Origin of the sequence: Microcoleus pseudofavosus SVA1_A4 (genome assembly GCF_036700565.1) — a bacterium.
Lineage (GTDB): Bacteria > Cyanobacteriota > Cyanobacteriia > Cyanobacteriales > Microcoleaceae > Microcoleus.
Genome location: NZ_JAUBPE010000015.1, coordinates 20223 through 46032, shown reverse-complemented (window position 1 = coordinate 46032; position 25810 = coordinate 20223). Strand labels below are relative to the sequence as shown.

Sequence of the window (25810 nt, the reverse complement as noted above, 5' to 3'; positions counted from 1 at the left end):
CAGCGCCAAACCCCTCGCAGTTGCGTTAAAGGTACTTTTCCAGAGTGTTGGCCAAAGTAGTTTTCGGAACTGCCCCAACCACCATATCCACCCGCTGACCGCCCTTAAATATCATCAGCGTCGGAATGCTGCGGATACCGTATTGGCTGGCCACGTTAGGATTTTCGTCGGTATTAACTTTTACTACCTTGACCTGCCCTTCATATTGCTGGGCAATTTCGTCTACGACGGGCGCCACCATCCGACAGGGCCCGCACCAGGGAGCCCAAAAATCCACTAGAACTGGAACTTCACTATCGATCACTTCCTGCTTAAAGGTAGAGTCGGTTACTTGCGCGGCTGCTGACATCCCTAGCCATCCTTGTAAATACTATTTCTCGGATAACAAGTCTAGCAAAAAATGTAACCACTTGCGTCAACGATTTTAAGAGAAGGAAGTTCGGCAACAGAGGTTGTAACGGATGTAACGGATTTAACGGATTTAACGGATCGAGGTTGAGGGCGCAAGACCGAAGGCACGGGGCGATCGGGTAGAACGCAGAATTAGAAATACTTTTAGCTCAAAACTTAAAACTATTCCCCCCCTCACTCCCTCCCCACTCTCCCCGACAATCGGGAGCTAACAGCCTCAGCTCTGTACCTAGTAAATAAAACCGAAGGTTTGGGTAAAAAAGGAACCGCCCGAACAGTAGTCCGGGCGGAGTGTGGTGTGAGGAGTGAACGGAAACATGCGTCTCCGCTTCTTATATTGTGACACCTACTTCTCGATAATTCCACAAGATTCTGTAAATTTCGAGACTATTGAACAAAGTTTGTCAAGGTATGCTGGTATTCGATCGGTAAATCTACTTACCCATGCCCAACTGCTGAGCTTTTTGATAGACTTTACCCTCAGTCAGCAGAGAAGGAGCAATTACCACTTCCACTTGCTGCATCTCCTTAAGATCCTTTGCGCCGAGGGTGCCCATGCTAGTTTTCAGAGCTCCGAGCAAGTTGTGCGTACCGTCATCTAGCAGCGCAGGCCCCCGCAAAATTTGCTCCACAGTGCCGGTAGTCCCGACGCGAATGCGAGTACCTCGCGGCAAAACCGGGCTGGGAGTCGCCATCCCCCAGTGAAAGCCGCGACCGGGAGCTTCGGCGGCCCTGGCAAAGGGCGAACCAATCATCACTCCATCGGCGCCGCACGCAATGCACTTGCAGATATCGCCGCCGGTAATTAAACCGCCGTCAGCAATCACCGACACGTATTTGCCAGTTTCGCGATAGTAGTCGTCCCGCGCTGCGGCACAGTCTGCTACCGCTGTGGCTTGGGGAACGCCGACACCCAATACGCCTCTAGACGTGCAAGCAGCCCCCGGCCCAATGCCCACGAGAATGCCTGCGGCGCCGGTTTTCATTAAATTCATGGCGACTTCGTAGGTCACGCAGTTGCCCAAAATTACTGGTATCGGCATCTCTTGACAGAATTGGGTCAAATCTAAAGAAGAGATCGATTCAGGGGAAAGGAAAGCTGTCGAGACTACAGTTGCTTGCACAAAAAATATATCGGCTCCCGATTGAGCAACCGCCCGGCCGTATTTGCTCGCGCCGGCCGGTGTACCGCTGACGGCGGCAATCCCTCCTCCTGCTTTAATTTCTTTAATTCTGAGCTCGATTAATTCTGGTTTGATGGGTTCGGCATAGAGTTGCTGCATCAGGGAAACAAATTCGTGGTTCCCGACACTGGCGATGCGCTCTAATATTGGCTGGGGGTCGGCATAGCGGGTTTGAATTCCTTCTAGGTTGAGCACGCCCATTGCTCCCAATTCCGACAGCAAAACGGCCATGCGGACATCGACTACTCCATCCATTGCGCTGGCGATAATCGGGATTTCTCGATCGATCCCGCCAATCTGCCAGCTAGTATCCGCCAAACTCGGATCGAGAGTGCGCTGTCCGGGCACGAGCGCGATTTCATCTATGCCGTAAGCTCTGCGAGCGCTTTTGCCCCGCCCAATTTCAATATTCACGCTGTTTCACTTCCACAATGTATTTAAATTAGACTAACAAAAAGTTTAGTCTGTCTGCGGGTAGCTATCGCACGGCCGTGTTTAAAAAAGTTCAGCACAGATTCTGATTGCGTTCTGATTATATGAAATCGAAGGGGGTACTTTTCCTCAGCAACGGCCACGGGGAAGACGCGATTAACTGTCAAATTCTCAAAGCTTTGAGAGCATCTGGCGCGGATGTTGATGTTTCGGCGATGCCGGTTGTAGGTGACGGGGATGCTTACGCGCGATCGACCGTACCAATTATTGGGCCCACCAGTCAAATGCCGTCTGGGGGAATTTTTTACATGAATCCCCTGTTTTTGCTCAAAGATATTGGGGCCGGGCTAGTTCGTTTGACTTGGCAGCAATTGCAGGCTGTGCGGACGCATTCTGGGCGCTGCGATTTGGTGGTGACGACTGGGGATATTGTCGCTGCGGCGATCGCCCGATCGACCTCGCGCCCCTATATAATTTTTCTGTCAGCTCATTCTAGTTATTACGAAGGGCAAGTCTATTTGGGTTTTATCTTGAACTATTTGCTTTCCTCCGACCAATGTCTGGCTGTTTTTACTAGGGATGCTGTGACTGCTGCTGACTTAAACCGACAGGGTTTAAAGAAAGCTCGGTTTGTCGGAAATCCTGTCATGGACAACCTCAATTCTACTGGCAAAGATTTGCAGTTAAAACCCGGAGTTCGGACGATCGCCCTTCTCCCCGGTTCTCGCCTCCCGGAAGCCACCGACAACCTCGTTTTGCTGCTGGAATTGGTGAAAGAAATTGCTGCTACTTCTACTGTACCGGTGCAGTTTCGGGCGGCTTTAGTTCCGATTTTGATGCTCCAATTAGATGATATCGCGGTGCGAGCTGGGTGGCAAAGGCGATCGCAAAAGTTAGTTTGCCCAGGAATCAAGTCACCCAAGTGCGATCGAGAATTAGCAGTTGAGGTACTTTGCTATTGTGATGCTTTCGCCGATATTTTGCAGCAATCTAGTTTAGTAATTGGGATGACAGGAACTGCTGTCGAACAAGCTGTGGGATTGGGCAAACCAGTCATCGCAGTACCGGGAAACGGCCCTGCATTTACCTATAGATTTGCGGAAGCTCAACACCGACTTTTAGGAAATTCTGTACAGGTAATCGGCACAGAACCAGCAAATTATGAGATTATTAAGCAAGCTGCTTTAGCAGTCGATCGCACTTTGCAAGACGATCGTTATTTAGAAAATTGCCTAAAAAATGGCTTAGAAAGAATGGGGCAAGCTGGTGGCAGCATCAAGATTGCTAATTTCGTGGCAAACTATCTTTGTTATTGATTGTGGTAGGGTGCGTCAGGTTTGAAATTTTCAATCTGCACGGAAAGTCTAATTCTGACGCACCATTTATTCCTTGGTGCGTCAGTATGAGATTGTTGATTTGTCCGCAAAATAATTGTGGCTGACGCACCCTACTTCTATTTCAAGAGCTCAGAAACCGTTTTAAATCCGTAACCTTTGGACAGCAAAGTCTTGACAATTGTCTCCGTTGCTGCTACGGTTTTCGAGCGATCGCCCCCGCCGTCGTGCATCACCACAATCGAGCCCGATCGCACATTATCAATCACCCGATTTGCAATATCTTCAGCCGTGTGTGTTTTTTCATAATCTTGAGAATCCACATCCCACATAATCAGTTTTTTGTGCATTTGAGAAACCAAATAAGACAAAACTACAAATCTCCGACCCCAAGGCGGTCGAAAACTGATACTATCTTGTTTAACGCCCAACTCCTGCAAAAGTTTGTCCGTTTTTGCAATTTCCGACAGCAGATACTCGCGGGGTTTAAACATCATATCCTTGTGAGAATAGGAATGATTGGCCAACTCATTTCCCCTCGCAATAATCATCGGCACGATTTCAGGATGTTTCTCAATATTGCGGCCTATTTCAAAAAAAGTAGCTTTAACTCCGTAGCGGTCTAAAATATCTAAAAGCTGATTTGTATAGGGAGGATAGGGGCCGTCGTCGTATGTAAGCGCCACAACTTTCACTTCTGTATCGGCGCGGTTGATGCCGAAATAATTGTGAAATTTAGTAACGTTAATCAGCAGCGATGCTGCGAAAAATAACGCTACTGTGAAAAGCAGAAACTTTTGTAAATTTTTACCGATTCGCATAGTTGCACGCACTCGATCGAGAATGAAAGCGATCGGGACTTACGCACTCGGCCTTCATAACCGGGTTTTTGGCGGTTTCTGCGGACTTTAACGCGTCTTCTCGGAAAAAACTCGGTTTCTGACCACCCGTGCGTAAGTCCTATTGATGTCAGATGATAGCACGATCGGGTACTTTTGAGAATTGGGATTAAATTCTGGCATTGGCTATAAGCGGAATTTTTCCTGCAATCTCGCTACAACAATTTCTCCATCAATTCCTTCACCGCGATCGAGTTGAGCTATTCCTAATGCTACCTTGGGCTGCGTTTCTTCTACCCATTTTTGATAGCTGTCCATCTCTTGTTGTTGGCTGCTGCGCGTTAGGAGTTCCAATGCGGCCGCGATTATATCATCAGCCGAAGGATATCTGCCACTTTTAATCTGCATTTCTATGATTTTTTTGTGTTCAGGCTGAAGAGTAATTTTCATACAGTTTACCTTTAAAAACATTTAGCCATTATTATATCGTTTTCACTTGTCGGCTTGAGATAACTGCCATGAAAGATATCATACCAAGGTTTCTGCCCACCCGTGCGTAAGTCCTATTGATGTCAGATGATAGCACGATCGCGGACAGATAAGTCTTGACCTTCTCCTGAATAAAAATGTTATACTCGCAGCCAGGGTTATCTACTCACAATTCGACCTTTAGGGCTTTCGACAAAAAAAGCTGTAATGCAAAAGTACGCAAGCTAACTATAAATAAAATTAATTGAACACTAATCAACTTTTTTAAGCAACAGTAACTCCAACATGATTTCACTGCCAGACATCACAATTGTCAGCAAAATCTATGAAAGTGCCAATTCCCTCGTATACCGAGGCATCCTCAAATCAAATCAGCAACCTTTGATTTTGCAACTCCTCAAAGAAGATTATCCCACGCCAGCCGAACACTACCGCTATCAGCAGGAATACGAAATCACTCGCCGTCTCAACCTAGACGAAACGATTAAAGCCTACGAACTGCGAAAATACGATAACACACAAGTCATGTTGTTAGAGGATTTTGGCGGAGAGTCATTAAAATTTCTGCAGGAACGTCGTACTTTTTCAGTATCAGAATTTCTCCACCTTGCCATCCAAAGCACAGATGCTTTAGGCAAAATTCATCAAAAAAATGTCATTCACAAAGATATCACTCCATCTAATATTGTCTTGAATTATCAAACGGGACAATTAAAAATCATTGACTTTGGCCTATCTACCATCCTATCCCAAGAAAATCCCAGCCTCAAAAGTCCTAATCTTCTAGAAGGAACATTGGCTTATATATCTCCCGAACAAACAGGGAGAATGAATCGAGTAATCGACTACCGCACCGACTTTTATTCTCTGGGCGTTACTTTCTATGAACTGCTAACCAACCAGTTGCCTTTTGAATCCCTCGATGCACTTGAATTAGTCCATTGCCATATTGCCAAACAACCCACTCCACCTCATGAAATCAATCCAGAAATTCCCTTGAATATCTCAGAAATTGTCATGAAGTTAATGGCAAAAATGGCAGAAGATAGATATCAGATTGCTTGGGGAATCAAGGCAGATTTAGAAACTTGTCTCGCTCAATCTAGAAGTGGTAAAATTAAAGCTTTTCCCAAGGGAAGCCAAGACATTTCTCCTCAATTACAACTGCCTCAAAAACTGTACGGGAGAGAATCACAGATAGATTCCTTATTGGCTGCATTTGAGCGCGTAGCTTCGGCAGAAGAGCAACCAGTAGGGGCGAGCAACCCAACGACAAATCAGTCACAAAATTGTCAGCGACAAGGACAAATGTAGGGACACGGCACTGCCGTGTCCTCTATATCATAAGGAGTGCAGCCGGAATTGATATAACAGAGGTGATGAGTACGATTGCGCCTTTGAAGAGAAATGTATCGAAATAGAAACGCGATCGCAACTTTATTTTTTCTACCCTCCGATAACTCCCCACCTCCAGATTAATTCCCAACTACGCTTTAACTATCAGAGTAATGTTGTCAAGTCCCACGACGCGAACCACATCACCGGGTTTCAAAGTTATTTTTCGATCGCACTTAGCGGGCCACCAACTGCTTTGGAAGCGGACGAGACCGCATTTATTAGGCCGAATTTCTTCTTCTACAATCGCTTTTTCCAAATAGCTGACAGTCATCATTTTTTGCTCCTAATTGCAATTTTTTCGTAACTTTTATATCTGATAAACTGATAGTTCGCGTCCCTAACCCATTGATTTATAACGACGCTGCAACGATCAAAGTAATATTTTCAATTCCGACTACGCGAACTACCTCACCAGGCTCAAAAGTCAGGTCTAGATCGCACTTCGCCGGCCACCAACTGTTTTGGAAACGAACGCGACCGCACTCATTAGGTCGAATTTCTTCATCCACGATCGCTTTTTCGGAATTGTCAAAATTCATGATTGCTTGCTCCCGATTGTAGATTTGCCTTAACTTTCAGAATTGATGACAAACGACGCTGCAACTATCAAAGTAATATTGTCAATTCCCACGACGCGAACCACCTCACCGGGTTCAAAAGTCATGTCTCGTTAGCGGAGCCCTCGAAGAGGATCGCACTTCGCCGGCCACCAACTGTTTTGGAAACGAACGCGACCGGGCTCATTAGGTCGAATTTCTTCATCCACGATCGCTGTTTCAAGATCGTTAATAGACATAGCTGCTTGCTCCCAAATATAAACTCGACTAGATCGGTGTGTAAGTTAGAAGCTTGTCCGTCAACTTCCCCTCCACACTCAACAGTATCCCCCGCCAACCTCGGCCGTGTCAGTCGGGAAAAGTCTATACAAGTCCACTGTTTGAGCGTGTAAGCGAGTCGGAAAAAGTCTGTTAAAGTTGTGTCAGATGGGTAACGCTAAACCTGGTGACTAAATGGAAGCCGATCGTGCACTGGATTTTACTAATTCGTTACTTGTGGCTCGAAACCTGAAAACTCTCGACAACCTTGACAGCGCGATCTTTCGCGAAGCATGGATGGGAGTGCAAGGCAGGACGTACCAACAGGTTGCAGATAGTGAAGGGTATGGAGTAGGGACTGTTAAGGATGCTGCCTCTAATTTGTGGAAGCGGCTTTCAGCGCTGTTTGGAGAAGGCGAAAAAATTAAAAGAGACAACCTTCAAGCGGTTGTAGAGCGATTTTGGCGCAGCTACTCGAAACTAGAACCGCAGTCGGGACAAACTGTTCCAGCCCAAGTATCTCTCGGACTTGATGCGGATTTGGAAATCGAAAACCCGAATTTTTTGGGCAGGGAAGCGGCAATCGCCGATCTCAATACTCTTGTCAATCAAGGTGCAAAAGTCATTGTCATCCAGAGTGCCGGCGGTATGGGCAAAACGACTTTGGCCAGACAGTATCTCAAATCTCAAGGGTTCGATCGGGTAATTGAACTGTTGATGGCAAAAGAGACAGAGAATATCACGGCCTTGGAAAGCGCGATCGAAGAATGGCTGAAGCAAGACTTTCAGGAAGAACCCGGGCCCGACTTTGGCGTCACCCTGGGGCGGCTGAAGCGGCAGCTTCAGACTCTCAAAGTCGGGGTATTGATTGACAATTTGGAAGCCGCACTCGACGGACAAGGTAAGTTTATTGAACCGCACCGGCTTTACGTCGAACTGTTGCGAGTTTTGGCTGACGCGGCGGTGCAGTCGGTAACTCTGATTACCAGTCGCGATCGGCTGTGCGATTCTGATGTCACCGTCGAACACTACCTGCTTCCTGGATTGGAAGTTGAAGTTTGGCGGCAGTTTTTTAGCGCTCGCAACATCAATATAGATGATGTCGCCCTCAAGGAAATGCACAAAGTTTACGGCGGCAATGCTAAAGCAATGGGCATTATTTGCGGCACGATTCGAGAAGATTTTGACGGAGATATGGCGGCCTACTGGCTGGAAAACAGCGAAGATCCGCTCCTTGAAACTGACTTAAAAAATTTAGTTACCAGTCAGTTTAACCGCCTGCAAGAACTCGATGCCGAAGCCTATCAACTCCTCTGCCGCTTGGGCTGTTACCGCTATCAAGACGTGCCGACAGTCCCGACTGACGGACTTTTGTGTTTGCTGTGGGACGTGCCCGAAGCCGGACGCCGACAAATCATTAAATCGCTGTTGCACCGATCGCTAGTCGAGTCTCAGAAGGGCGAATACTGGCTGCATCCAGCCATTCGGGAAGAAGCGGTCGATCGGCTCTCGCCCGGAGACTGGGAGACTGCCAACCGCAAAGCAGCCGAGTTCTGGACAGAGAGTGTTGAAAATATTGAGACTGTAGAAGATGCGCTGAAAGCTTTTGAAGCTTACTATCATTATGTGGCAATTAGCTGTTTCGAGCAGGCCGCTAGCGTTATCCTCAAAAAAATCAATATCCAGTTTGCCAAAGATTACAAGCTAGGTAGAGCGCTCTACAAATTAGGTTTCTTGCAGCCAATAATTTCAGCAACTACTCGCATCGTCAACAATGTGACTTCTGATTATTATTTGAGCGGCTTATACAGTCTTTTAGGCATTTGTTACCGGATCTTAGGCGAGATAAATCAAGCCATAGAATGCCACCAAATATCGGAAATAAAAGCCACTAAATCTTTGCAAATTATAGCGAAAAGCAGCGAGCCGGAAAACGGCAAACAAGCTAATCTGGAATTCTGGAAAGTTAACGCTGCAATTAATATAGGTTTTTGCCAAATAGAAATGCGGGAATTAGAATCAGCTATGGAGATATTTGTCAAGCTGAAAACTTCGCGGGACGCAATCGGGATTAACAGCTATTCGATCGATGTCGGCTTAGCTTTCCTCAACTCCTGTGTCGGAGCCAAAAAAGAGGCGGAGGAGCTCGCCGAAAAACTTTATGCCGATCGGGAAAACAGTCATTTGGTGGGTACGGGATACAAGTTAGTTTTTCTCGCCGCCACCTATCAAAACCTGGGAGAGACAGAGAAAGCTTTGAGCTTGTACCGCCAAGCGATCGCCCAGGCCGACCAAAACCAGTACAGCACCATCAAAGCCAAAGCTCTCAGCGGTACAGCCGCGCTGTACCGAGAACGCGGGGAATTTGACCGAGCCATGCAGCACCATGCAGAAGCAATCGAAATACTCGATCGAGCCAGCGCTAAATTAGACCGAGCCGAAGCTTGCTATCAACTAGCACTGACAGAACAAAAACTTGGTAACATCGAGAAAACGCAAGAAAATTTTGACCGCGCCATTCAACTTTTCAGCGAAATGGACGCCAGCAAACAAGTAGAAAAAGTACAGTTGGCCGGGACTAAAAAAATCGAAAAAATACCTAATTAATTGAGTAAAAAATTAGAAAATAGATACAATAAACGAAAGAACAACCATAAATTTTGTTGACATGAAACTAAAACGATTGGGACACGTAGCCGTCTGCGTGCAAGATATTGAGAAATCTGCCCAGTTCTACCTAAACTTGGGCATGGAGTTAGTCTGGAAAGATGCAGACTGGGCTTATTTGAAAGCAGGAGAGGACGGACTGGCGCTGTTGAGTCCGACTTACGACCAAGCAGGGGCGCATTTTGGGTTTGTATTTGACGATCGCACAGAAATGGAATCCGCCTACCAACAGCTTAAAGCCGATGGTGTTTCCGTCACCCACATTCACGAACACCGCGACGGTACTGCATCTTTTTACGGCAGAGACCCCGACGGTAACGGTTTTGAATACCTTTACGAACCAGCCTGACTATTCTAGAAGTTGCGGATCGCGATCGGGCTAAATCCAGCTAAGGTGAGCCATAAGCACCCGCGCGTCGAAATTGGTGCGCCCGCGCACCCTACAGATTAGTGCGCCCGCGCACCCCAGCCAGTTGCTGAGGGCCCGGAACCTCCGTACAACTCGCCGAATAAAGTGACATACTGACACCGAATCTCCTACAGTACGGTGCAGCCTCTGAATCCGAACTATATCCACAACTTCCGAAAATCGGCTCGATAATCTAAAATCTAAAATCTAAAATCTAAAATCCTCATGTTGCAGAGAATACAAGTCAGAAACCGCTGGAAATTCATCTTCAAACCCTGGGAAGAAGCAGACCCTTGGCTGTTTGTCGCTTGCATCGGCCTCACCATCTTCGGCGGAATCATGATCCACAGCGTGGAAATTAACCAGGGACTTATCGACTGGTGGCGGCACTGGGTAACTGGCGGAGTCGGTTTGTTCCTCGCCATCGTCATTTCCCGCTGCCGCTACCAAATACTGATTGAGTGGAAATGGCCGATTTACATATTAATCAATTTGTCGCTGATCGCAGTGCGGTTTATCGGTACTACAGGGCTCGGTGCCCAGCGGTGGATCAATATCGGCGGCTTCTACCTGCAACCGTCAGAATTTGCCAAAGTAGGGATGATTGTCACTTTAGCAGCTCTCCTGCACGAAAAAACTGTCCCTACGGTGGGGGATATGTTGAGGATGCTGGCGATTATGGCCTTACCCTGGGGATTGATATTTGCCGAACCAAATTTAGGTACTTCCCTGGTGTTTGGCGCGATCGCAATGGGGATGTTTTACTGGGGTAATGTCAATCCCGGCTGGCTGATATTGCTGTTCTCTCCTCTATTCTCAGTTCTCCTCAACAACCTCTCTACACCGATTTGGATAGCCTGGGTAGTTGTTGCGGGTATTATCGCTTGGCGATCGCTACCTTGGCCTTGGTTGGGGACTTTCGGTGCTGTGCTGGTGAACGTGGTTTCTGGACACGTCGGACATCTTTTTTGGAATGTGCTGAAGGATTATCAAAAAATGCGCCTGACAGGGTTTTTAAACCCCGAGAAAGACCCTTTAGGCAGCGGATATCACTTGATTCAATCTCGGATTGCTATTGGGGCCGGAGAACTCCACGGAAGGGGATTAAATCACGGAACGCAAACTCAGCTTAACTTTATTCCCGAACAGCATACGGACTTTATCTTTTCAGCTATTGGCGAAGAATTGGGCTTTATTGGCTGCATTTGCGTGCTGGTGGTGTTCTGGATAATTTGTTTCCGCTTGGTGACGATCGCTCAAACTGCTCACGATGATTTTGGTTCTTTGCTGGCGATCGGCGTACTGTCAATGTTGATTTTTCAGGTGTTCGTAAATATTGGGATGAACATTGGCTTGGCTCCGGTTACGGGGATTCCGCTGCCTTTCCTGAGTTACGGGAATGCGTCGCTGCTGAGTAATTTTCTCGGACTGGGATTGGTGGAGTCGGTGGCGAACCAGCGACAGCGCAAGAAGCGTTGGAATTAGGTAATTGGTCATTGGTAATTCACGACTTACCCATAACCTTTATATGTAAGGTGCGCAATGCGCACCTTACCCTATAAGTAGCGTGTAAAATCACTTTTGCGTCCAGCACTGTAATGGGAAATTCGAGCCATGTCATCTCCTGTAAAATAACCCTAATATGCCTGTAGTGAGGATTGAAATCCTCAAAAATTTATCAAGATTCAAGCCATCTCATGTCCTGTAAAATAACCTTAATAGGGTTATTTTACAGCAATAGATAGGGAGCATCCCAATTTGGTAAAAAGCGTTTTTTAGGAGTGCGAGCGTCTCGCTTGCGGTAGGGATCGCGAGCGAGACGCTCGCACTGAATACGATCCAAATATAGGCGTTGCTGATTTACGGTATGAAAGACTAAATATGCAAATCATAGAAACCAGTATCCACAAAGCTTCTGGATTTTTAACTGATTTTTTTCATACCCTGATTAAGCAACGCCCAAATATATTATTCTGATGCAACCGTCCGCGATCTGAAAGCAAAAATGGGATGCTCCCAATAGATATGAGCCGATTACTCGTTCATATTCTTGTAAGTAGCAACAGCAGAAGGCGAACTCCGGTTTAAATAGCGGAATATCCAATACTTAAATACCGTATCCAAGATAACTGGAAACGTCGCAATGAACAGAAATATAAACTGCCTATTTTCTGGCAGTCCCAAATGCCTCGATAAACCTTCGAGAACTACTTCCCAACCGTGAGGCGAGTGGAATCCGACAAACACATCAGTAAACAAAATAATTACGAAAGCCTTAGCACTGTCGCTGAGCCCGTAAACCACGTCGTCCATAAAAGACTTTAAAATCTCAATCTCTTTCTTGTTAGTGACGATAATCGTGGCAAAGGCAATGCAGGAAATCAAATCGGCAAAAATATTTTTAATAGCTCCACCACTTTCACTGCCGTATTCCTCCGCTATCTCAACTGCTTTCTCAGCAATCTTCTTTTCCGTTTCCTCTGAAGAAAGCGACGGAGCCCTGCCAATTAACGTTTCAAATTTGAGGTGTTGCTCAAATCTCTCCAGTTCTTTGAAGGCTTCTTCTTCCAGGTCAATATTTATGAATACGGGAGCCTTTTCCTTGACTCTAAAATGGTCAACCACTGGCCCGACTAGAAAGTTTTTGGAAATTTGATTTGTCAACAGCGGAACTAAAATCAAAAGCAAAATAAATCTCAGAGAAATGACTGTTTTTACTTTGGAATTGCGAAAATTCCTAACTACTTCTTTTTCCGCTTCCGGGTTTAACTCTTTAGTAATTCGACTCAAAGTTCCCAAAAGCGATCGGGGTAATAAATTGACCTCTTCAGAGTTAAGGTCAACCTCGCCAGCCTGAGTAGGATTAGAATTAGCTGAACCTTTATTTTCGTGAGGTTGAAAGCTGCTATTTGTAGATTTAACCTGCACATTTACCGCACTGACAATCGGAACAATCGCAGTCGATCTACTATTATTAATATACTTGTCGATGACTCCATCAATAAACTCTAGCTTCTCGAATACAAGGGATGCTCGCTCTTTATTGTCGAAACCTAATCCGTGCTGGTGATTACCCGCGCTGTGCCCCGCCTTCGGTTTTGCTCCCACCCGCTCTGGCAGTTCCAAAAAAGAACGGCTAGCATTAAACTCAACCATTCTGGTTTGGATGACCTTGAGGTATTTTTGCAGTTCGGATTTAAAGTAAGACAGGGTGCTATGTCCGTAATCTCCCGAACGATCGGAGATTCCTTGGCCACCAAAATGCTCGTCTTCGATCGCCTTAATTGCTAACGCAGCATCGTAAGCCTGTTCTAGAGCCCTGTCAGGCGTTTCTCGATACCATTGGTTAGCGCTGTAAAGATATTTTACAATCCTGTGCCACAGAGAAGTATTCATAGCTAAAGCTGGTTAGTTGGATGCAGACAATTAGTGATTTAAGTGTTCATGGTATGGTAACAAATTTACATAAATTGGGAACCGAGGCCTCGGATTCAATTTGGATTGTCGGAGCCGCCCGCAGCGGCAAAACGGCTCGTTTAGTCGAGCAGTTCTGCCTGTGGAGCCAAACCGTCAAGCCAATGCCAGTAACAGTTTCAGGTCGCGGTCACTCCGGGCGGCGGCGGGCGGGACAAACCGCTCCAGCAATTTTAGTCTTAGCAGCTAATGGTGACAACCGGCTGGAATTTGCCGATCGCATCGCCGTAGCTACCGAAGGAAAATATGCCTTTCACTCAACAACACCCTTCGGATTTTTTGAGCAGGAAGTCTTGCTATTTTGGCCGCTGCTAGTTCAGTCGCTGAATTTGAGGGCTCAATTTCCCCTGCGGCTGCAACCTGAAACAGAACTGGAACTTGCCGCGAGACTGTGGCGTCGCGAACTAGATGAAGGCATTTTGCAACAAACAGGGGTAAGTCCAAACCGAATGGTGCGTCGAACTCTAGATTTATTACAACTTGCTGCAGTCAGCGGTACGCCCAGAGAAGAAATTCCCAGCATTCTGGAACAGCGATTTGCTCTCTCAGGTGGCTCTAACAACCTGTGGACTAGCATGGGAGACTTGCTCTCAAGGTGGCGGGAATGGTGTTTGACGCGGGGATTCCTGACTTACGGGATTGTTTGCGAACTCTACTGGCGCTATTTGTTGCCGGATGCCACTTATCAACAGCATTTGTCCTCTAGATACCAAGCTGTGCTCGCAGACGATGTTGACGATTATCCGGCGATCGCCGGTCATTTGTTCGATCGAATGCTCGACCGAGGCGCAATGGGGGCGTTCTCCTACAATCGGGATGGAGGAGTGCGTTTGGGCTTGGGGGCTGATACGGAATACCTGGGCCGACTCCAAAGCCGCTGTCGCTTCGTGGAAAACTTGGACGCAAAAGCGGGTTTAGCCCCAGAGATTGGGGAGTTGGCGGTAAGTTTAGCAGTTAATTCAGAGGGTTTTTATCCTTTAGGCTTGAATTTGCCCGGATCGGTTCGATCGCTCCAAACCACTTCCCGCGCTCAACTGCTGCGAGAAACCGCCGAAATCATCGTGGATGCGGTGAAGTCACAAGCCGTAGAGCCGCAGGAAATCGCCGTAATTGCTCCCGGGATGGATGCGATCGCCCGTTACAGTTTAACGGAAATTCTGGCGCGAGATGGCATCGCCGCCGTATCCCTCAACGATCAGCGTCCCCTATCGACTACGCCAGAGATTCGAGCTTTGCTGACTTTGTTAGCGTTAGTTTATCCGGGACTCGGCCGTTTAGTCGATCGAGACGCTGTAGCCGAAATGCTGGTAATTTTAGGTAGCCAGAAACACCGGGAAGTGGAGACAGAAGATTCCAACCCCACTTTCAATCTAAAATCTCAAATCCAAAATCTCAAATCGATCGACCCGGTGAGAGCAGGTTTAATCGCCGATCACTGTTTTTGCCCAGATATCGATCGACCTCAATTGCTGCCAATTACAGCCTTTCCCCGGTGGGACAGACTGGGACACCGAGCCGCCGGGGGCTACGAGCAAATTGTGGAGTGGATCGAACAACAGCGATCGCAACAGCAGGAGCGGCTGTTGCCGAGTCCAATTGCCCTGCTCGATCGAGCGATCCAGAAATTTCTCATGAACGACAGATACCTTCCGTACGATCGGCTAGCAGCCCTGCGCGAGTTAATGGAAACCGCCGCCCACTACTGGGAAATACACGGGCGAATGCAGCGGGTAGAACCCACAAACGGCGGCGACTCAGAAACGATCGCCCGGTTCATCCAGTTGTTGCGCCAAGGAACCGTCACCGCCAACCCGTTTCCAGTCCGTCCAGAAGGCCCAGCAGCCAGAGCCGTCACCCTCGCCAACATATTTCAGTACCGCAGCAGCCGCCGCGCCCACAAATGGCACTTTTGGCTGGATGCCGGCTCATCCCTGTGGCTGAGCGGCGGTGCGGCTACTTTGTTTGGGGCTCCGTTATTTTTGCGATCGCAACTGGAGCGTCCCTGGGAAACCGAAGACGAAACGGCTGCCGACCAACAGCGGCTGCGGCGAATTCTGGTAGATTTGTTAAGTCGCTGTTCCGAGCTTTACCTTTGCCACAGCGAACTAGCCGTCAACGGACAAGAGCAAACCGGGCCCCTTCTGCCCCTAATTAACAGCTCTGTTTCTTGTCAGCAGTCAGCATAAGGCAAATGACCGGAGGAAATAAAAATTATGAATGCAGAGATTTTCATTTTTCCCCCCTCTGGATAGATACGCAGTGCTGAAGGAGAAGCCCGACTTCTAGCATTAGAACGGAGGCAGAGGTTTCGATCCAAATGCGGCGATATTAAAGTGTACCCAAAGCCGGCATCAAAACGTGCAATCATTAATATTTTGAGAATATTTTGAGATCGAAAGATGCCCGGCTTAAAAAATATTCATAGCCGTTGCAATTTTGATTGAGTATGCTAGAAATAAGCGGGATTATTAATCAATTTTAAGCCATATTTGTGGCGACAAACTGATACTAATCAGTTTTTAAAGTTAATCTGGACCGTCGTTTAAAGGAGCCAAAAGAATGCCCAGTGCAGTACCAGCAGGATTTCTCGGAAGTGGGCCGATATTCAACCTCGGAGGTGACGAAACGATCGGGCCAACTCCTGTGACAGAGCCGACTCCGGCGACAACACCAACTCCGGCGACAACGCCAACTCCGGCGACAACACCAACTCCGGCGACAACACCAACTCCGGCTCCCACTCCGACTCCCTCCGGGGACGACACATTTGGCGGCATAGACGACACATTGGGCGGAGGTACCTCGCCCGCAATCATCGGCGGCGTGATCCGCGGCACAGATATCAACGACTCCTTAGTTGGCAGTCCCGGGCCCGACGTGATTTCCGGGCTGCAAGGCAACGACAACCTGCAAGGAGCCGACGGCGACGATTTAGTATTTGGCAACGACGAGGACGACGTACTGTTCGGCGGGCCCGGCAACGACGTTCTCGACGGGGGTTCAGGACTCGATACCCTGTACGGAGGCAAAGGCAGCGACTCCCTCGACGGGGGAAATAACCCCGACCTGCTGTACGGCAATGACGGCAACGACACGGTAATCGGAGGCGAAGGCAGAGACACGGCTTACGGCGGCAAAGGCAGCGACAGCTTGCGCGGGGGTTCTGGCGACGATAGCTTTTTGGGCGATCGAGGCGACGACATCGTGTGGGGCGACCAAGGTAACGACTCGCTCTTCGGCGGCGACGGCGAAGACTTGCTATTTGGCAACGAAGGAGGCGACTGGCTGTACGGCAACGCCGGCGCGGACACAATTTTTGCCGGCGACGGCGACGACATCGTATTCGGCGGTGACGGCGACGACATCGTGGACGCCGGTGCTGGCAACGACATTCTTTGGGGCGAAGCAGGCAAAGACGCAGTGGCAGGAGGCGAAGGCAGAGATGTCTTTGTCATCGGTGCCTTCAGTTCCCCCAGCGGTAGCAGCAACGGCACTAACCCGGCATTTCTCACCACAGGTGGCCCCGATATCGCCGATGCCGACATTTTCACAGACTTTCGCCAAGGCGAAGATTCGATCGGGTTGAGCGGCGACCTCAAGTTTGAAGATTTAGTAATCTTCCAAAGCACCGACACCCAAGCCGGCAGCACGATTATTCGCAACGGCGTCAGCGGCGACTTTTTAGCAGTATTGCCCGGAGTGGACAGCAGAACCCTGGGGCGTAGCTCATTTGTAATTGCCCCCACAGTTCCCGGCAGCGCTACCCCGCTCCCCCTGCCGACGCCAAGTCCGAGTCCGACACCGACACCGACAGCAAGTCCGACACCGACGCCGACAGCAAGTCCGACGCCGACGCCGACAGCAAGTCCGACACCGACGCCGACAGACAGTCCGACACCGACGCCGACACCAAGTCCGACGCCGACGTTCCCGACACCGACAGCAAGTCCGACGCCGACGCCGACAGCAAGTCCGACGCCGACGCCGACGCCAAGTCCGACGCCGTTCCCCAATCAGCCTCCAAGAGCAGTTAACGACAACTTCACCACGGTTTCGGGTCAAACACTTAGTCTCAACGTTCTGTTCAACGACACCGACCCCGACAGGAATCCTCTGACTGTCACGACTTTTACTCCAGCAGCCAAGGGGAGCCTGATTCCCGTGGGCGGCGGCGTATTCAACTACACCCCGAATGCGGGCTTCTCGGGTACTGACAGCTTCAGCTACTCGATCTCAGACGGCAACGGCGGCACAAGTCAGGCGGTAGCAACCATCAACGTCAGCAGCCCGCCGCAGCTAGTAATTAACGACGGTGTGGTGGTTGCCAAAAGTGCTCCTACCCAGACAATCACCGCAGCCGATTTGTTAGTCACAGATCCCGATAACACTCCGTCGGAAATTGTTTACACGATTACCAAAGCCCCCGACGCCAACAGAGGCTTTGTCCAAAGGGGAACCACCTTCCTCAACGTCGGTAGCAAATTCACCCAAGACGACATCAACAACAACATCATCAAATACAATCTGCTAGCAACAGGCAGCAGCGACAGTTTCACGTTTACAGCCTCCGACGGGTCTGCCACTATCGGGCCGGCATCCTTCAGCATCACGGTGGTAGATAATATTGTCGATCGCAGCGCACTCCCGGCCAGCACGTTTACAGGCAGCAACCTCAGCGACTTCATCATCGGCGGGGCCGGCAACGATACCCTCTCTGGGGGCGACGGCAACGACATCATCGACGGTAGAGGCGGCGACGACCTCGAATTCGGTGAAGCAGGCAACGACTCGGTGCTGGGTTCTGAAGGCAACGACACCATCGACGGCGGACTGGGCAACGACACCATCGACGGCGAAGACGGCATAGACTCGCTAATCGGCGGACTGGGCAACGACCTAATGTTCGGCGCCAATGACAATGACATCCTGTTGGGCGGCGACAACGGCGATACCATTGACGGCGGCACAGGCAATGACTCGATATTGGGAGAATCCGGCGACGACTCGATACTGGGAGGAAGCGGCACCGACACCTTACTTGGTGGCATAGGCGACGACTCCCTCGACGGCGGTGCAGGCGACGACATCCTCGACGGCGGACTGGGCAGAAACTTGCTCGACGGCGGTATCAATAACGATTCTCTCTCCGGCGGCGACAGCGAAGACACGATTTTGGGTGGAGAAGGCAACGACACGGCACTCGGAGGTGGGGGCAACGACTATATTTTGGGCGAGGGCGGCAGCGACTCCCTGTTGGGCGAAGCGGGCGACGACACTCTCGACGGCGGTGCCGGCAGCGACTGTCTCAGCGGCGCCTTCGGCAACGACTTGGTTTTGGGCGGCGATGACAACGACTCGCTTTCCGGCGGTGCCGGCAATGACATTTTGGGCGGCGGGAACGGTTCTGACTTGCTCACGGGCGATGCTGGCAATGATTTCTTCTACTACGAAACTCCGAGCGAAGGCGTGGACGTGATTGCTGACTTTAACGCTAGCGGCACCGGTACCGACAGATTCTTGTTCAGATCGTCAAATTTCGCCGGTTTAACCAACTCGGGAACTACTAACGATTTCACCAGTTTTATCGTCAGGAATATCGGCAGCGGCGGCGACAATATCAGCAAGCAAGAAGTCATTTTGTTTGAATCTAAATTTGACAACGCTCAAGCAGTAAATGCAGTGTTGAAAAATCAAAACGGTTCGAGCCAAACGGGAGCTTTCTTCGTGTACCTGAACAATACTTTTAACAAGTATGTTCTCGGGTTTGACCCGAATGTGGCAGATGACAGTCTCCCAGCTTTCGATTTGGCAGTGTTGAATTCTATTCCTACAGTGCCGGGAGCGCTCAGCACCGTCATTACTGCATCTGACTTTAAGTTTATTTAGTAGTTTTTGAGTAGCGTCGCAAGGAGTCGGAACAATGCCCAGTGCAGTACCAGCAGGTTTTCTTGAAGGATCTCCGCCCTTCCTGTTTCGGAATGAGAACGGCAATATTACGGATATTATCGGCACGGTGCCGTCGCCTGCGCCGTCGCCGGGGACTTCGACAACGATGACGGGGACTTCGACAACGATGACGGGGACTTCGACAACGATGACGGGGACTTCGACAACGATGACGGGGACTTCGACGACGATGACGGGGACTTCGACGACGATGACGGGGACTTCGACGACGATGACGGGGACGGGCCCGGGGATTTCGGTCACGCCGGTGCCGCGGCCAACTCTGACAGTTCCCACACCTCCCCCAGAGCCACTTTTTGTCGATGGCTTAGTTGTCGGAAATGATGGGAATAACTATTTAATCGGCAGCTTGTTCAATGACACGATTTCCGGGGGTGGCGGCGACGACACGCTTCTGAGTCGGGACGGGGACGATATACTCAGGGGCGATGACGGTAACGATTCTCTCAACGGTGGCGCTGGTAAAGATATCGTTGAGGGCGGGCGCGGCAATGACACGGCGCGGGGTGGCAAAGGCGATGACTTGGTTTCTGGCGAGGAAGGCGATGACGTAGCTTTTGGTGACCAGGGCAATGATATTGTCTTGGGTTCTGAAGGCAACGACTCGCTGTACGGCGGTAAAGGCAATGACTGTCTGCGCGGTGGTGGCGAGGACGACCTGATTTTTGGCGACAAGGGCAGTGACACTGTTTTTGGCGACACGGGTAATGACTGCCTGATCGGCGGCGCTGGCAATGATATTTTGTTGGGCCAGGAGGGCGGAGATGTCATCACCGGCGGTGTTGGTAACGATACTGGTGACGGCGGCGAGGGTGATGACCTGATCTTCGGGGGTGACGGCAATGATTCTTTGTCTGGGGGGTCTGGGGATGATATTCTTTCGGGCGATCGCGGGTCTGATACTCTGACAGGAGGCGACGGATCGGATATCTTTGTTCTCGGTAGGGTGGGCACGTCGCCTGCGGGCAACGGGTTTCTCACTACGGGCGGCCGCGAAATCGGCGATGCTGATTTAATTAGAGATTTTAATGCGGGAGATTCGATCGGTCTGGCTGGAGGTTTGAACTTTACACAGTTAGAAATCTTCCAGGGTCAAGGCTCGAATTCTAGCAACACGATTATTAGGGACAGGCAAACTGGGGAATTTTTGGCGGTGTTGATTGATGTTCGATCGAACTCGCTAGATGAATCTAGGTTCACTACAGCTCAAATACCGCGCGTAGACGACAATCCCTTCACCATTATTCAGGGGACAAGTGCTTCTCCGACACCAGCAACGGGGACAAGTGCTTCTCCGACACCAGCAACGGGGACAAGTGCTTCTCCGACACCAGCAACGGGGACAAGTGCTTCTCCAACACCGACAACCGGGACAAGTGCTTCTCCGACACCGGCAACGGGGACAAGTGCTTCTCCGACACCGGCAACGGGGACAAGTGCTTCTCCGACACCGGCACCGACTCCAACTCCGACTCCAACTCCAACTCCAACTCCAACTCCAACTCCGACTCCAACTCCAACTCCAACTCCGACTCCAACTCCAACTCCGACTCCAACTCCAACTCCAACTCCATCACCGTCGCCGGGGACAACTGCGAGTCCAACTCCGTCGCCAGGGACATTGCCGACACAGGTTCCGAGTCCGACTCCGACTCCGACTTCGGGCGGGACAACTCCGAGTCCGAGTCCTTCCATTGTCCCGACTCCAACTGCGGCGACCCCAACTCCTACGCCTTTTGGCGGGGGGCCGACTCCGCCCAGTTTTACATCTCCGACTCCTAACCAACCGCCGATCGTGGAAACTGGCAAAACGCTGACTGGTTTGCAGAATTTGCCTCTGTCTCTGAGTATTTCCGCGCCCAGCGACCCGGAGGGCCAGCCGCTGTCGATCGCGGTTGCAGGACTTCCCAATCCTACTTTCGGTCAGGTAATTACCGGTACGAACCCGATCGCCGTGAACCAAAAGTTAACCGTTCAGGATTTACTCGGGCTGACATTTAAACCTGCAACTAATGCGATCGGGCAAGCCGGTTCTTTCAGCTACAGCGTAGCTGACGACCAAGGCGGCACGGCAGCAGCGTCAGTGGCGATTAACATCAATTCTTTCGATACCTCCGTAACTGTTCCGACTACCCTGTCGCCGGTTGCTGTCGATGACGGCATCGTATTTACGAGTACGAATAATTTGCTGCCGACGTTCATTGACGTGCTCGCCAACGACTCCAGCCCGCAAAAAGGGCCGCTCAACATTATCAATGTCGGCACGCCGAAACTGGGCATAGCTGTGAATCTGGGCGATCGGGTGCAGTTCATCGCCGGCAACGTAGCGGGTACAACTGCTTTCACCTACAGCGTCAGCGACGGATTCGGGACAATTCCGGGCGTAGGTACTGTCACCGTTCAAATCTTGCCGGCAGATAGCGGGCCGAACAAGTTGATTGGGGGCTCTTTGCCGGACAATTTGAACGGTTTGCTGGGCAGCGATACAGTTGACGGTGGAGGTGGCAGCGATACGATGAACGGCGGTTTGGATAACGACGTGCTCGTAGGCGGCCTCGGCGCAGATACCATGACGGGGGGCGGCGGCAGCAATCAATTCCGCTATACCAGCCCCGCAGAGGGTGGGCCGGCCTTTGATGCGGCTTCTTCGGCGGCCATCAATGCTGCGATCGCGGCGGGCGGATACGATGTGATTACTGATTTTAGCGGCCTCGGTGTGCCGATCGCCGATCAGTTTAATTTTGCCCCCGGATTCCCCAATCTCAGCAATGGCAGTCAAGTTCTCCTGAATGTGCAGACAACTGTTTCTGCAAATATTCAGGGAGGAAGTGCTTTCTTGTTTGCCTACGATTCTGGCGGCAATACTTACATCATTTATGACGGCAATGGCAATAACGTCACCGGCGCCGATTCTCGCATTTTGGCGAAGTTAAATGGTGTAACTGGGGTTACTTCTCTTTCGGGATTTGACTTTACTTTTATCTAGAGTTGATAGTTGACAGTTGATAGTTGTCCGTTGATAGTTGATAGTTGATATCAAATCCGTTAGCATCGGAATGATATAAACGGAGGACACGGCAGTGCCGTGTCCCTACAATTGATCGCGGTAGGGAAACGGCACTGCCGTGTCCTCTATATCATTCCGGCGCAGCCGGAATTGATATGATATAGCAATCCTAAATGATTTGCTTGCACCATACGCGAGAAAGATGCTCGCACTACAAAGGATTCTAGTCTCGATCAATTTGCGACTGATTTAAGACTGCTATAGTTGACAACCAACAACGGACAACGGACAACTGTCAACTATCAACTGTCAACAAACTAAATCTGATTTTCCTCAGAAAAAAGTCCCAACAAAGGGCCGAGAATAGCACCGAAAACAAAGCCGCCCGCGTGGGCCCAGTAGGCAACTCCCCCGGATTCCATGCCGACACTTGCCGGGGCATTCAACGAAGCTAGGCCGCTCAATGCTTGCTGTGCAAACCAAAATCCTAGAAAGAAGAAAGCGGGGACTCTGACGGTGGTAATAAATATTCCCAAGGGCAGCAGTGTCAGAACTTTGGCTTGGGGATATCTGAGAATGTAAGCTCCCATGACGCCTGCGATCGCGCCGCTAGCACCCAGGGACGGAATAGCTGATGCTGAGGAAAAATACCATTGAGTTAGTGATGCTAAAACGCCACAAGTAAGGTAAAATATTATAAATTTGACGTGTCCTAAACGGTCTTCTACGTTGTTGCCAAAAATCCACAGAAATAACATATTTCCGGCAATGTGGAGAAAGCCTGCGTGCAGGAATTGGGAGCTAATTAGCGTCGTCCATTCGGGAAATGGCGAAACTGGCAGCGCTACCCGACACATACTGCTTAACTGACAAGGAACTACGGCCCAAGAGTAGAAGAATTGGGTTAATTGTCGATCGCCCAAGGAGAGTTCGTACAGAAATACTAATATGTTTGCAGCAATCAGTCCGTAAGTGACGTAGGGAGTGATACTAATGGGATTGTCGTCGCGTAAGGGAACCACAGCTTTTTTCTCCTCAACATCAAAATATTGGCAACACGATAGCGTATTTGCCTGCAATATGTCTTCTGTCTGAAGGAACAAATTATATCATATGCGGTCAATTACCCGCAATCAAACTGTTTGCAGTGAGGACTAAAGCCCTCAGATTTTGGGAAGACTAAAGTCATCACTACAAACGCATTTTATTGCGGGTAATTGACCGCAAATGATACAGCAGATTCCACTTTTATGAAGTACAGCAGCCTATCCTTACCTCCCCGTAAGGACACGGCAGTGCCGTGTACCTACACTTCACAAACCTGGAATACCCTGTATCAGTCATATTTTTAGATTTTATGCTCATATTTCTATAAAAACTCCTACACTTTCTACGGCCATTATACTCACGGCGCACAAAGCGTAAATCCCCGTTCCTACTGCTACTTGCACTGTCTCTGCATTGAGGATTTTGATGAGCTTCCAGCTATCGCCATTTTTTTGATAAACCGTCCAAGAACGGATGTTTTTATCGGCAGGATTTCTCCACTGCAAAACATTGCTATTTCCGGCTTTTTTAACTTCGATTCCTGTTGGAGGGGGCGGCGGAGTTCCCTTTTGCCAGGGCATCGCGGGAACGAGTGCGGGTTTTGTGTAGGTTGTCGATTTGAAATTATCGTAAATTTGCTGTCGATTTTCGCTAAATGCTTTCATGCTGAAGAAAACATTACCCAAAGCTAAGTTTTGTTTAGAGTTTCGCGTAATCTCAATTTGTTTGTTAATTTCGTCTACCGTCCACTTATTGCCGTCGAGCTTTCCTAAGTTATTTCCGACGTAAATATGTCTATTTTTGGGGTTGTTTTCTAGCCACCATTGCAGCAAAACAGGATAGCTTTGAGCTGTTTGGTCGATGCGCCAGTAAAGTTGCGGATTTAGATAATCTACCCAACCTGATTCTAACCACTTTTTGGAGTCGGCATACAGTGCTTCGTAGGCGTCCAAACCGCGACTTTGCGGCGGCTGTCCGGGGCGATAAATGCCGAAGGGACTGATGCCAAATTTAACGTTTGGTTTGGCCGCTCGAATTCCTTCTCCTAGTCTTTTAACTAACTTGTTCACATTTTCTCGGCGCCAGTCTCCTAAACTCATTTTCCCGCCTCTAGAGACATAACTATTGTAAATCTTGCTGTCGGGAAATTCTTTGCCGGCAATCGGATAAGGATAGAAATAATCGTCGAAGTGAACGCCGTCTATATCGTAACGCTTTACTACGTCTAAAATTACGTTGTAAGTCTTATCTTGAACTAAAGAAATTCCCGGGTCCATCCACAAATCATCGCCCCACGGATAAACGCATTCGGGATTGGTAATAGAGAGGTGAGGGCTGACATTGGGAGGGGTTTGAGTCGATGAGACTTTGGCGCGGTAGGGATTGAACCAAGCGTGAACTTCGATGTTGCGTTTGTGGCTTTCTGCAACGGCAAATGTTAAAGGGTCGTAATAAGGCTGCGGCGGCTTTCCTTGTGTTCCTGTCAGCCATGCACTCCAAGGTTCTAATTCCGAGGCATAAAGGGCGTCGCCCGCAGCTCGGACTTGGAGGATAATAGCATTGAAATTCATTTCTTGTAGCCTGTCAAGAATTTTCAGGAGTTCGTTTTTTTGCTGTTCTGTTGAGAGTTTGTCGCTGAAGGGCCAGTCAATATTCCACACGGATGTTATCCAAACTCCGCGAAATTCTCGCTGGTGGCTGACGCTAACTTGCGGTCGCGGAACTTTACTGAGAACTATAATATATTGAGAATAGATTTGCGGCGCTCTTTTGAGATAGACTAAGGCTTGATAAACCCAGGCTGCGACATCGGCGCGGGTGGCATTTCCGGCGGGATTTAATAAGTTTAAATTTGGAGAGTTGACGACTATTTCGGATTGGGTGGCTAGGGCGATCGCCTTTTTGGCATAGTTGGGAATTTCGGTGCTGTCTTGGTAGATGTTTGATAGGATAAGATTAGTTGTCGGTGCAGCATTCGCCCCAAAAATTCCGCTAACTAAGGCAACTAATGCTTCGGCTCTTGTAATCCTATTTTCGGGTTTGAACAGGTTGTCGGGATAGCCGGATATAAACCCTCTTTTAAATGCTGTTTGGATGGCGGCGGCGGCCCAGTGGCTAGCGGGAACGTCGGTAAAGGGAATGTATGGCCGTTTGTCTGGTACGGCAAAGGCTTTGCTGACAATGGCGGCAAATTGGGCGCGGGTGAGGTTGGTGTTGGGGCGAAAAGTGCGATCGGGAAAACCGCTGATAACTGCCCGTTCTACTAAGCCGTCAATGAATATTTTCGCCCAATGATTTTGAATGTCTGAAAAGCGATTTGTACTGGAAACCATAGTT

The 25810-nt window shown here is 49.4% G+C and carries 18 protein-coding genes; 8 read left to right on the top strand and 10 right to left on the bottom strand.

Features of this window, described 5'->3' with window-relative positions; translation table 11 throughout:
- Window positions 1–25 precede the first annotated feature (25 nt).
- Window positions 26–349, bottom strand: a complete 324-nt coding sequence (gene trxA, locus QUA02_RS09085) for a thioredoxin (protein ID WP_333026827.1) — start codon at window positions 347–349, stop codon at window positions 26–28.
- Window positions 350–845: 496 nt separating this feature from the next.
- Window positions 846–2009 carry a GuaB3 family IMP dehydrogenase-related protein gene (locus QUA02_RS09080; RefSeq protein WP_333026826.1) on the bottom strand — a complete coding sequence of 388 codons (1164 nt, stop codon included), beginning with the start codon at window positions 2007–2009 and terminating at the stop codon, window positions 846–848.
- 122 nt (window positions 2010–2131) lie between these two features.
- Between QUA02_RS09080 and QUA02_RS09075 the strand changes: the two genes are divergently transcribed.
- The gene (locus tag QUA02_RS09075) at window positions 2132–3343 is read left to right on the top strand and encodes a lipid-A-disaccharide synthase-related protein (RefSeq protein WP_333026825.1); all 1212 of its coding nucleotides are present in this window, start codon (window positions 2132–2134) and stop codon (window positions 3341–3343) included.
- Between the two features lie 137 nt (window positions 3344–3480).
- Here the strand turns inward: QUA02_RS09075 and QUA02_RS09070 are convergent, their stop codons facing one another.
- Both QUA02_RS09070 and QUA02_RS09065 read right to left on the bottom strand, forming a co-directional pair.
- Window positions 3481–4182, bottom strand: a complete 702-nt coding sequence (locus QUA02_RS09070; RefSeq protein WP_333026824.1) for a polysaccharide deacetylase family protein — start codon at window positions 4180–4182, stop codon at window positions 3481–3483.
- Between the two features lie 204 nt (window positions 4183–4386).
- Window positions 4387–4650 (bottom strand): ribbon-helix-helix domain-containing protein, encoded by a 264-nt coding sequence (locus QUA02_RS09065; protein ID WP_333026823.1) that lies wholly within the window; start codon window positions 4648–4650, stop codon window positions 4387–4389.
- A gap of 324 nt (window positions 4651–4974) precedes the next feature.
- Between QUA02_RS09065 and QUA02_RS09060 the strand changes: the two genes are divergently transcribed.
- Window positions 4975–6003, top strand: coding sequence for a serine/threonine protein kinase (locus QUA02_RS09060; protein ID WP_445305155.1), 1029 nt, complete (start codon window positions 4975–4977; stop codon window positions 6001–6003).
- 172 nt (window positions 6004–6175) lie between these two features.
- Here QUA02_RS09060 and QUA02_RS09055 read toward each other — a convergent pair whose 3' ends face one another.
- The 3 genes from QUA02_RS09055 to QUA02_RS09045 form a co-directional block, all read right to left on the bottom strand.
- On the bottom strand, window positions 6176–6361 hold the full coding sequence (locus QUA02_RS09055; RefSeq protein ID WP_332982109.1) for an NfeD family protein: 186 nt from the start codon (window positions 6359–6361) through the stop codon (window positions 6176–6178).
- Window positions 6362–6437: 76 nt separating this feature from the next.
- Complete coding sequence (locus QUA02_RS09050; protein ID WP_333026822.1) at window positions 6438–6626, bottom strand: NfeD family protein; 189 nt, start codon at window positions 6624–6626, stop codon at window positions 6438–6440.
- 131 nt (window positions 6627–6757) lie between these two features.
- The gene (locus QUA02_RS09045; RefSeq protein WP_333026821.1) at window positions 6758–6883 is read right to left on the bottom strand and encodes an NfeD family protein; all 126 of its coding nucleotides are present in this window, start codon (window positions 6881–6883) and stop codon (window positions 6758–6760) included.
- Between the two features lie 214 nt (window positions 6884–7097).
- Here QUA02_RS09045 and QUA02_RS09040 point away from each other — a divergent pair, with 214 nt between their 5' ends.
- The 3 genes from QUA02_RS09040 to rodA all read left to right on the top strand — a co-directional run bounded on the left by QUA02_RS09040 (window position 7098) and on the right by rodA (window position 11463).
- Window positions 7098–9509, top strand: coding sequence for a helix-turn-helix domain-containing protein (locus QUA02_RS09040; protein ID WP_333026820.1), 2412 nt, complete (start codon window positions 7098–7100; stop codon window positions 9507–9509).
- 61 nt (window positions 9510–9570) lie between these two features.
- Window positions 9571–9918, top strand: a complete 348-nt coding sequence (locus tag QUA02_RS09035) for a VOC family protein (protein WP_333026819.1) — start codon at window positions 9571–9573, stop codon at window positions 9916–9918.
- 285 nt (window positions 9919–10203) lie between these two features.
- Entirely contained in the window at window positions 10204–11463 is a 1260-nt protein-coding gene (gene rodA / locus QUA02_RS09030) for a rod shape-determining protein RodA (protein WP_333026817.1), read from the top strand.
- 549 nt (window positions 11464–12012) lie between these two features.
- Here the strand turns inward: rodA and QUA02_RS09025 are convergent.
- Window positions 12013–13374: a proton extrusion protein PcxA gene (locus tag QUA02_RS09025; RefSeq protein WP_333026815.1), complete on the bottom strand. Its 1362-nt coding sequence runs from the start codon at window positions 13372–13374 to the stop codon at window positions 12013–12015.
- A 53-nt stretch (window positions 13375–13427) separates the two neighbouring features.
- Between QUA02_RS09025 and QUA02_RS09020 the strand changes: the two genes are divergently transcribed.
- The 3 genes from QUA02_RS09020 (at window position 13428) to QUA02_RS09010 (ending at window position 22405) form a co-directional block, all read left to right on the top strand.
- A complete protein-coding gene (locus QUA02_RS09020; protein WP_333026814.1) occupies window positions 13428–15638 on the top strand; it encodes a recombinase family protein in 2211 nt (736 codons plus the stop codon).
- A gap of 373 nt (window positions 15639–16011) precedes the next feature.
- Complete coding sequence (locus QUA02_RS09015; RefSeq protein ID WP_333026813.1) at window positions 16012–19338, top strand: Ig-like domain-containing protein; 3327 nt, start codon at window positions 16012–16014, stop codon at window positions 19336–19338.
- A 34-nt stretch (window positions 19339–19372) separates the two neighbouring features.
- Window positions 19373–22405: an Ig-like domain-containing protein gene (locus QUA02_RS09010; RefSeq protein WP_333026811.1), complete on the top strand. Its 3033-nt coding sequence runs from the start codon at window positions 19373–19375 to the stop codon at window positions 22403–22405.
- Window positions 22406–22743: 338 nt separating this feature from the next.
- On the opposite strand, the gene QUA02_RS09005 is transcribed toward QUA02_RS09010, so the two are convergent.
- Both QUA02_RS09005 and QUA02_RS09000 read right to left on the bottom strand, forming a co-directional pair.
- Window positions 22744–23448 carry a rhomboid family intramembrane serine protease gene (locus QUA02_RS09005; protein ID WP_333026810.1) on the bottom strand — a complete coding sequence of 235 codons (705 nt, stop codon included), beginning with the start codon at window positions 23446–23448 and terminating at the stop codon, window positions 22744–22746.
- Window positions 23449–23787: 339 nt separating this feature from the next.
- Window positions 23788–25806 carry a glycoside hydrolase family 10-like protein gene (locus QUA02_RS09000; RefSeq protein WP_333026809.1) on the bottom strand — a complete coding sequence of 673 codons (2019 nt, stop codon included), beginning with the start codon at window positions 25804–25806 and terminating at the stop codon, window positions 23788–23790.
- Window positions 25807–25810: the final 4 nt, after the last annotated feature.